Consider the following 7,419-nt stretch of genomic DNA (forward strand, 5'->3'; position numbering starts at 1 on the left):
GCACGGACCCGACGAACGTCCCACACGCGAAACCGCGGCCGACCGCGGCGTCACCATGGCTCAGCCGTCAACGGAACACTGGCTCACCCCACAACGGAACACCGGCTCTCACCCAGCGCAATATGCATCCTGTTCGTCCTCAGGAGTCGGGGCCGTGTCGCCCGTTCCTCTGTCGGGCCCAGGCACGGGGACGCTCAAGCGCCAACAACCGACCGAATCGGTGCTGGCTGACAGTCTCGCCGATGGCTACATCCCGCGCGAGGGGTATCTCGAGAGGCTCAGCCTGCTTCAGGAGAAGCAGGACCAGTGATCCTGCCCCGGCTGCCGAGGCATGAACCCTGGCTGCCGCAGGCGGGGGCTCTCGCGTCGCTGCGGGGGCGACAGTCATCAGATGTGCGGATGCCATGAACACGCTCGCGACGGACAGGATGAGGCCGCGCGGGGAGTCCGCGCAGAGGATCAGCAGCCGTGGGGCTCATGAAACATCTAACTCCCCGTGCCCGAGCATGCGAACAGGTCGGCAGTATCCGGACCCGACCGGCTGGCCGGCCCGAGCCGCCGCCGAGTCCTCGCCCATCAGGAGGGACGCCTCCCGAAATTGCCGGGCCGATGGTTTGCGTCAGCTTCCCTGCCGCTGATCAGCCCTTCCTGATCGATCAAGCCACCCGTCGGCTCCCATTCGGGCCAAGAAGGTGACTGGAGACGGCGGGCTTGCTCATTGCTCGCAGCTCGACACGAACTCCGCTACAGGCCCGAGCGCTCCTGCGCGGAGTTGGTAGTGCACCCAGCGGCCACGCTGGTCTCGTTCGAGAAGTCCGGATTCGACCAGCTTCTTGAGGTGGTGGGACAGGGTTGGCTGAGAGATGCCGAGTGCGTCGGGCAGGTGGCAGGCGCAGGCCGTGGTATCTGGGGAGTCTGCAACCAATCGGAGCAACCTGAGCCTGACTGGATCTGCGAGCACTTTGAGCACGGCGGCCAGCCGCTCCGCGTCGGTAGCCGACATGAGTGCGTCATTGCTGGCGGGAGCGCACTCGAGGAGGGGCAGGGTACGGATCATGTCGAGAGCTTTCTCGTACTGCGTGCTGGTTCGTTGCGGCTGGAGGAGTTCGCCACCTGGCCCTGGAGCGGGTTCCCTCCGGTCATGCCCATCTCATCAAGGAGGTCGTGGACCCGCTCCGCGATGTCGTCTCGCATCAGCCGGACGCGATCTAGCCCCTCGATACCCTGATCTGCGGGGTCCGGGATGACCCAGGTGTCGATCGTTGCGCGCATGCCCTCGACGGCCTCCACACGGGCCTCGCTTCCAAGCACGATGATGCGGTCTGCGTCGGTCAGCATCTCTGGTTCGAGCCGGGTCGGAACCTGGTCGGACATGTCCGCGCCGAGTTCCGCGACCGCAGACGCGGACAGGTCGTGCACCTGCGCGTCCGGTGCAGTTCCTGCTGATCTGACGTTGACGCGCTCACCTGCGCCCTGCCGCATGATTGCGGCGGCGATCTGCGATTTGCCGGCGTTGTGGACGCACACGAAGAGGACGGTAGGCCTAGCCCGCTCAATGGGGGAAGGCTTCACCGAGGTGTAAGCGGCCGCGAGATCCATCAGGTCCTCCCCTTGCACATCGACGGCTATCGATACGAACCATACCCCCATTCGCAACCGACCAAAGAATGCCCGCAGCCCTGGGACAGCCTTCTAGGCCGGCTTCAGTGTCACGCTGGTGTCGTAGAAGCTGACGCTTCCCCCCACAGGGGCCGATCAGGCAGGTGTTCTTCAGGGTCGGGTCCGTCCACATCGCCGCGTTGGCGTGGACACCCTTGCGGCGCCGCTCCTCGCCCTCGACGACATGGCCGTTCGTGAACCACGAGGGCAGCGGTTGGCGAGTTCAGCAGCCGGAGGCTGGTGCGATCAGGCTCGGGTAGTCCGCGCCGAGTGCACCACTCACCTCACGAGCCACCGTGGGCAGGTAGGCCTTGACGGCGTTGGTGGCCCGCAGGTGGTTCATGATGACCTCGTTGGCCCGGACCTTCTCCTGGCTGCGGCGCAGCTGGTTGACCTGTTCCTGGCTCGGTGGCAGTCCGGCCTGTTGCGTCCGTACGAGACTGGCCTGCGGGCCACGGAGGGCCATCATGGTCTGTTGCGCCTCAAGGTCGTCGGCCAAGGCGTCGGTTGCGGCCCGGTAGGCGGCTACGGCGGGGGCTTGGCGGAGTGCGCGGCCGAACGTCAGGGCAGCGTCGTGGAGATCGGGGGTCAGCATGATTGTCTTCTCCTGTCAGCCGCAGCAGCCGCCGGAGCGGCTGTTGGCGGCAAAGTCGATGCCGACCTCAGCGGTCACGACGGATGCCGTGTCGCGACACACATCCTGGAACGCTGACATGGCCGCCGCGTAGGCGGCAACCGTCGGGACGCTGAGCATCGCTTCCTGGCTGCGCTCCAGGTCCGCGCGGTGGGCGTCGGTCAGGACTCCCACCGTGATCTCCGCCCGAAACTCCTGCTGGAGTTGTTCGAACGCGGCAATTGCGGCGTTCGCCTCGGCGTCGGTGGAGACGGCCTCGTCGGCGGCCAGCAGGGCGGTGAACTCGTTGCTGGACTTCAGCGCCGCACCGAACGCTCTAGCGGCGGCGTGCACCTCGGCTTCGGCGTCAGCCGGCGCCTGGAGGGTTGGATTCAGCATGTGGTCAGGGCTCCTCGTGGTGGGTAGGTGTGATGCGGTCGAAGACTGGGCCGTGCGCCGTGGTTTCCTAGGAGGCCAGGCGGGCGAGCCGCTTGGGTCCGATGGGTTCCTCGTGCAGCAGGGGGACGATGGCGAGCCGCTTGGCGCGGGCCCGTACGGAGTCGACAGGTCCTTGTTCCTGGATTGCCCGGTGACGGAGCAGGGGTGATGTGGTGGTGGCGGCGGCAAGCGACTGGTTGATCACCCAGGCCCAGGGCTGGATGCCGGCCCGCTTCAGGTCGTCCTCGAGGATGCCCGCCTCGAGGACGGGCGTGGTCTCCGGCAGCGTGACGAGCAGGATCCTGGTGTAGTCGGGGTCCTGGAGTCGCATCATGGGGGTGGCGTAGTGGGCGCCTTCGGGCATGTTGCGGGCGATCTCGCGGTGATAGGAGCCGGCGGCGTCCATGAGCAGCAGGGTGTGGCCGGTGGGCGCGGTGTCCATCACGACGAACGTGCGACGCGCTTGGTTGACCAGTCGGGAGAACTGCTTGAAGACCGCGACCTCCTCGGTGCAGGGGGACAGCAGGTCCTCGGCCAAGAGGGCCCGGCCAGCCTCATCAAGGTCTTTGCCCTTGGTGGCCATGACGTGATCGCGGTACTCCTGGACTGCCTGAGCGGGATTGACCTGCGACATGGTGAGGGTGGGTAGCGCGTCACCTTCCCCCATGGTGTGTGCCAGGTGCCCGGCAGGATCGGTGGTGGTGAGGTGGACCTCGTGGCCCAACTCGGCGAGGCGGGTGGCGACCGCCGCGGCGATGGTGGTCTTCCCGACGCCGCCCTTGCCCATGCACATGATGAGCCCATGCCCGGGGGCGGCAAGGTCGTCGACCATGTCGTTCAACGAGGGGGCGATGTCCTCACGCAAGTAGCTGACTGAGTCCATCGGAAGCGTCGTTGAGCCGTCGAACAATGACCGGAGCGCGGCGAGGCCGAGCATGTTGTCGGGCTTGAGTTCGATGACATCGCGAGGGACCCCCGCCAACGAGGCCGGCATGTCGGCGACGGCGGCCTGCTCCCGTTCCCGGATGGCGACGACCAGGCTGTCGTCGGCTCCAGCGGTATCGGGGAGCACCCCGTTGATCACCACGTTGCTGGGCTTGATGCCGGTCTCGCTCAGTTCCTCGGCGGTCCGGGCGAGCTCGGCAAGGCTGGAGGCCTGCGCCCTGGCGACCAGCACCAGGCGGGTGACCGAAGGATCGGCCAGTGCCGTCACCGCTCCGCCGTAGAGGGTGCGTTGCTTCTCCAGTCCGGACAGGGGGCCCAGGCAGGAGGCGTCACCCTTGCCTGTGTCGAGGAAGCCGGTCCAGTCGCCGGGCAGCTTCAGGAGCCGGATGGTGTGACCGGTGGGGGCGGTGTCGAACAGGACGTGGTCGTAGTCGGCGACCAGCGTCGGGTCGGACAGCAGTCCGGTGAACTCGTTGAACGATGCGATCTCGGTGGTGCATGATCCGGACAGCTGTTCGGTCATCTCGGCGATCTCACGTGCGGGCAGGAAGGCTCGAACGGGGCCGATGATTCGCTCACGGTAGTCGGCGGCGGCCTGTTCGGGGTCGATCTCCAGGGCGTCCAGGCCGGGGACCGACGTCACTGCCGTGATGGTGTTGCCGATCGTCTGGCCGAAAACCTGACCGACGTTGGACGCCGGGTCGGTGCTCACCAGAAGCACGCGACGTCCGGCTTCGGCGAGCTGCACCGCCGAGGCGCACGCGATCGAGGTCTTGCCCACGCCGCCCTTGCCGGTGAAGAAGAGGAAGCGCGTGGGACTGCTGAGGAATTTCATGTCCACAGCCTCAGCAACCGCCGCCGCCGCAGCAGGAGCCGCCACCCACGGTGGCCAAGCTGAAACGCGGACGAAGAGTGGGTGTGCCAAGGCCCGCGTAGCGGGCGAGCATCTCACGCGTGGGGTAACTGCCGGTCAGCACGGTCACGTCGTCAACCAGGACCAGGGGAAGCCCCTCCGATCCGGCCGCCTGAAGGAAGCTCATCACCGCTGGGCTCTCCACGAACGCCGTCGGGTCGTTGGCCAGGTTGTGCCGGGTGATGTCGACGCCCTGTTGCTTCACGTAGTCCAGGTCGGCGGAGAAGTTCACCAACGCCTGGTCCACGTCCTCACCACACACCCCGGTGTTGCAGCACAACGCTGGCTCGAAAACTCGGATATTGACCATGATTTCCTCTCGAAGACACATCGAAGACCGTCGATGTGAACTCTAGCCTAGTCGAATCGATGGAAGTCAATCTGGCGGGGGTGCCATGCCGGTGGGCGCTACTGCCAGGTTCCGCCGTACATGACCCTGGTGACGTTCGCGTCGTCGTCGAGGGCGACCAGGTCGGCTCTGGCTCCTGCTGCGACTCTTCCGACGTTGTGGAGGTTGAGGGTACTCGGCGGGAAGGATGGTGGCGCTGCGGACCGCTTGGGCAAGCGGGATTCCGTAGGCGACGGCGTTGCGTACCGCCCTGTCGAGGGTGAGGGTGCTGCCGGCGATGGTGTCGAGTCCGGTCAGTCGAGCCACCCGATCGCTGACCTCGACCGGCAGAGCGCCCAGCTGGTAATCGCCGTCCGGGGCCCCGGCGGCCGCCATGGCATCGGTGATCAGGACGACCCGGTTCGGCAGCAGGCGCATCATGTAGGCCGCCAGTGCGGGACTCACGTGGATGCCATCGAAGATCAACTCGACCGTGGTCCGCGAGTCGTCCAGGAACGCCAGGATCGGCCCAGGGTCGCGGTGGCCCAGCGGTGACATCGCGTTGAAGATGTGGGTGACCCCTGTAGCGCCCACCTCGATGGCGGCCTTGGTGATGTTGTAGCTGGCGGCGGTATGACCGATGGCCGGAAGGCAGCCGTTGGCGAGCATCACCTGAATCGCATCCATGGCGCCCGGGAGTTCCGGTGCGATGGTCGCCATTCTGATGGTGCCGCCGGCGGCGGCGAGTAAGGCGGCGACGGTGTCGGGGATCGGATCGGCCAGCAACTCTCCTCTCCCGAACACGTCCGCCGGGGTCACCGCAACCACCGGCTTCCCCACGACGCCGAAGAAGACCTTCAGGTCATACCAGGCAGCAAGCACAGAGTTCGGGCGCACCCGAGCCACCAGGAACTCCAGATAGGCATCCAGCAACGGGTCACCGAAGCTGCCCGGCGGCGCCCCCGTCACCCGATCAGCAGCAGGGAGCAAACACGGCAACAGCGACATTGAGGGCACCTCCACCCGATCCTGACACCCCCACCACAGAGGCGCCGGTCAATCAGAAGATCACCCACATATCAAGCATGAGAGTGAGGTCGGCGAGTGTCCGTGGCCGAGCCTCGGAGCCCGACCCGGGTTGACATTCGACGGCTTGAGCACCGCAGGGCACGACCTTGCACATCAGGGAGTTGGGTGGCGGTGTGTTCCTCCCAGGCGTCCTCGGGTGTTGATGCCGATGGAACCCAGGCGGGTCTGGCGGCGATCTTGCGGTGAGGTGGCGTCACGTTTCCCGGCCTACGTGACGAATGCCGCCCGCAGGGAGTGGGGCGCGAACCCCGACGCGCCAACCGGCCTGGGTGTGACTGTGACCGTCCTGGGGTCCAGCGACCTGCGTGGCCACACTGGGCCATCAGCTGCAGATCGTGGTTTCAGAGGTCGGCAGGTTCACACCACGCGCGGAACTCAGGCCGCGGCGGTCGTGACTCCACTCGCGCGGCGGCAGCGGCACGTCGTCGCAGGAGACGAGCTGCTGTCGCCGTCGGCAGCCGACGCTCACCGGATTCTCTGGGTGATCCGATGTAATACGCGGGTCGATCTGCGGCGTCAGAGGTGGAGCGGCTTGCCACCGCCCAGCGCGAGAACCAATGCTTCGCGGGACTTCCCCGACTTCCCCGGGTAGGCGATGTGTCCTTGACGGAACCTTGACCGGATGAGCATCGAAGGCAGACGAACGAGGCGTCATAGTGGTCCTACATTTCTACATGTTATTAGGAGAAATCACGTGCTCGTTTCCCACGGCGGTCTGCGCCGCCCCTTGTTCCTCACCGTCTTTGTGATGGCCGCCTTGACGCTGACTGCCTGTGGGCAGGATGCACCGGCTGCCGGTTCGGCTGCGCCGTTGAGCAGTGCCGCCGCTACGCAGAGCGACGAGGGCGCTGCCGGTGAGGGAGGCACCGGACCTCAGGAGCCGATGGCGATCCGGGGCACGGTGTGGGTTGCCAACGAGGACGGTGATTCCTTGTCGGCCATCGACGCGGACACCGGTGTCGTGGTGACCACGGTGAGCGGGATCGAGAGTCCTCACAATGTTCAGGTGAGCCCTGATGGTGGCACGGTCTGGGCTGTCAGTGGTCACGCCAACGCTGTGGTGGCGCTGGATGCCGCGACGTATGAGCTGTTGGGGACCGCTCCGACCGGTGTGAGCCCTGCGCATGTGGTCGTTAGTCCTGATGGTGAGCAGGTCCTTGTCACCAACTCGGGGGATGACACGCTGAGCGTCTACGACGCCGAGTCGCTGGAGCTCCGGGCCACCGTTGACCTCAGTGCCGGGCCGCACGGCCTGCGTCCCACCCCGGACGGTGCGGCGGTGGTCGTGGCCAACACCACGGCCGGCACTGTCGACGTGATCGACACTGACACCTATGAAGTCACCGCGACGATTCCGGTCGGGGACTCCCCTCCGCAGGTCGCTGTCGCACCGGACGGGCGGTACGCCTACGTGAGCCTGGTCGGGTCCAGTTC

9 protein-coding genes are annotated in these 7,419 nt (G+C 66.4%); 2 read left to right on the top strand and 7 right to left on the bottom strand.

The genetic code is table 11. The annotated features are described in order from the left end of the window. Window positions 1-310, top strand: a 310-nt coding sequence (locus ACZK39_RS16580; RefSeq protein WP_463613961.1) for a hypothetical protein, incomplete at its 5' end; no start/stop codon positions are given. 405 nt (window positions 311-715) lie between these two features. Here the strand turns inward: ACZK39_RS16580 and ACZK39_RS16585 are convergent. The 7 genes from ACZK39_RS16585 to ACZK39_RS16615 all read right to left on the bottom strand — a co-directional run bounded on the left by ACZK39_RS16585 (window position 716) and on the right by ACZK39_RS16615 (window position 5,904). Continuing rightward, a complete protein-coding gene (locus ACZK39_RS16585) occupies window positions 716-1,057 on the bottom strand; it encodes an ArsR/SmtB family transcription factor (RefSeq protein ID WP_182782076.1) in 342 nt (113 codons plus the stop codon). Beyond that, window positions 1,054-1,599: an arsenate-mycothiol transferase ArsC gene (locus ACZK39_RS16590; RefSeq protein WP_463613962.1), complete on the bottom strand. Its 546-nt coding sequence runs from the start codon at window positions 1,597-1,599 to the stop codon at window positions 1,054-1,056. The genes ACZK39_RS16585 and ACZK39_RS16590 overlap by 4 nt, the downstream gene beginning before the upstream one ends. Before the next feature lie 283 nt (window positions 1,600-1,882). Then, complete coding sequence (locus tag ACZK39_RS16595) at window positions 1,883-2,254, bottom strand: YlbF family regulator (RefSeq protein ID WP_182799174.1); 372 nt, start codon at window positions 2,252-2,254, stop codon at window positions 1,883-1,885. 15 nt (window positions 2,255-2,269) lie between these two features. Next, window positions 2,270-2,671, bottom strand: a complete 402-nt coding sequence (locus ACZK39_RS16600; RefSeq protein ID WP_182782073.1) for a YlbF family regulator — start codon at window positions 2,669-2,671, stop codon at window positions 2,270-2,272. A gap of 67 nt (window positions 2,672-2,738) precedes the next feature. Next, complete coding sequence (gene arsA / locus ACZK39_RS16605) at window positions 2,739-4,490, bottom strand: arsenical pump-driving ATPase (protein ID WP_463613963.1); 1,752 nt, start codon at window positions 4,488-4,490, stop codon at window positions 2,739-2,741. Between the two features lie 10 nt (window positions 4,491-4,500). Further along, entirely contained in the window at window positions 4,501-4,878 is a 378-nt protein-coding gene (gene arsD, locus ACZK39_RS16610) for an arsenite efflux transporter metallochaperone ArsD (RefSeq protein WP_182782071.1), read from the bottom strand. 66 nt (window positions 4,879-4,944) lie between these two features. Next, window positions 4,945-5,904: a hypothetical protein gene (locus tag ACZK39_RS16615; protein ID WP_182782070.1), complete on the bottom strand. Its 960-nt coding sequence runs from the start codon at window positions 5,902-5,904 to the stop codon at window positions 4,945-4,947. Window positions 5,905-6,679: 775 nt separating this feature from the next. On the opposite strand from ACZK39_RS16615, the gene ACZK39_RS16620 reads away from it, so the two are divergent. Further along, a partial coding sequence (locus tag ACZK39_RS16620; RefSeq protein WP_463613964.1) for a YncE family protein occupies window positions 6,680-7,419 on the top strand: 740 nt, incomplete at its 3' end.

The sequence above is a fragment of the Tessaracoccus luoxuelianae genome (genome assembly GCF_055326245.1).

Bases quoted from the DNA above. Each gene is read 5' to 3' on its own strand.
- ACZK39_RS16585 (WP_182782076.1), bottom strand. From the start codon at position 1,057: ATGATCCGTACCCTGCCCCTCCTCGAGTGCGCTCCCGCCAGCAATGAC.
- ACZK39_RS16590 (WP_463613962.1), bottom strand. From the start codon at position 1,599: ATGGATCTCGCGGCCGCTTACACCTCGGTGAAGCCTTCCCCCATTGAG.
- ACZK39_RS16595 (WP_182799174.1), bottom strand. From the start codon at position 2,254: ATGCTGACCCCCGATCTCCACGACGCTGCCCTGACGTTCGGCCGCGCA.
- ACZK39_RS16600 (WP_182782073.1), bottom strand. From the start codon at position 2,671: ATGCTGAATCCAACCCTCCAGGCGCCGGCTGACGCCGAAGCCGAGGTG.
- arsA (WP_463613963.1), bottom strand. From the start codon at position 4,490: ATGAAATTCCTCAGCAGTCCCACGCGCTTCCTCTTCTTCACCGGCAAG.
- arsD (WP_182782071.1), bottom strand. From the start codon at position 4,878: ATGGTCAATATCCGAGTTTTCGAGCCAGCGTTGTGCTGCAACACCGGG.
- ACZK39_RS16615 (WP_182782070.1), bottom strand. From the start codon at position 5,904: ATGTCGCTGTTGCCGTGTTTGCTCCCTGCTGCTGATCGGGTGACGGGG.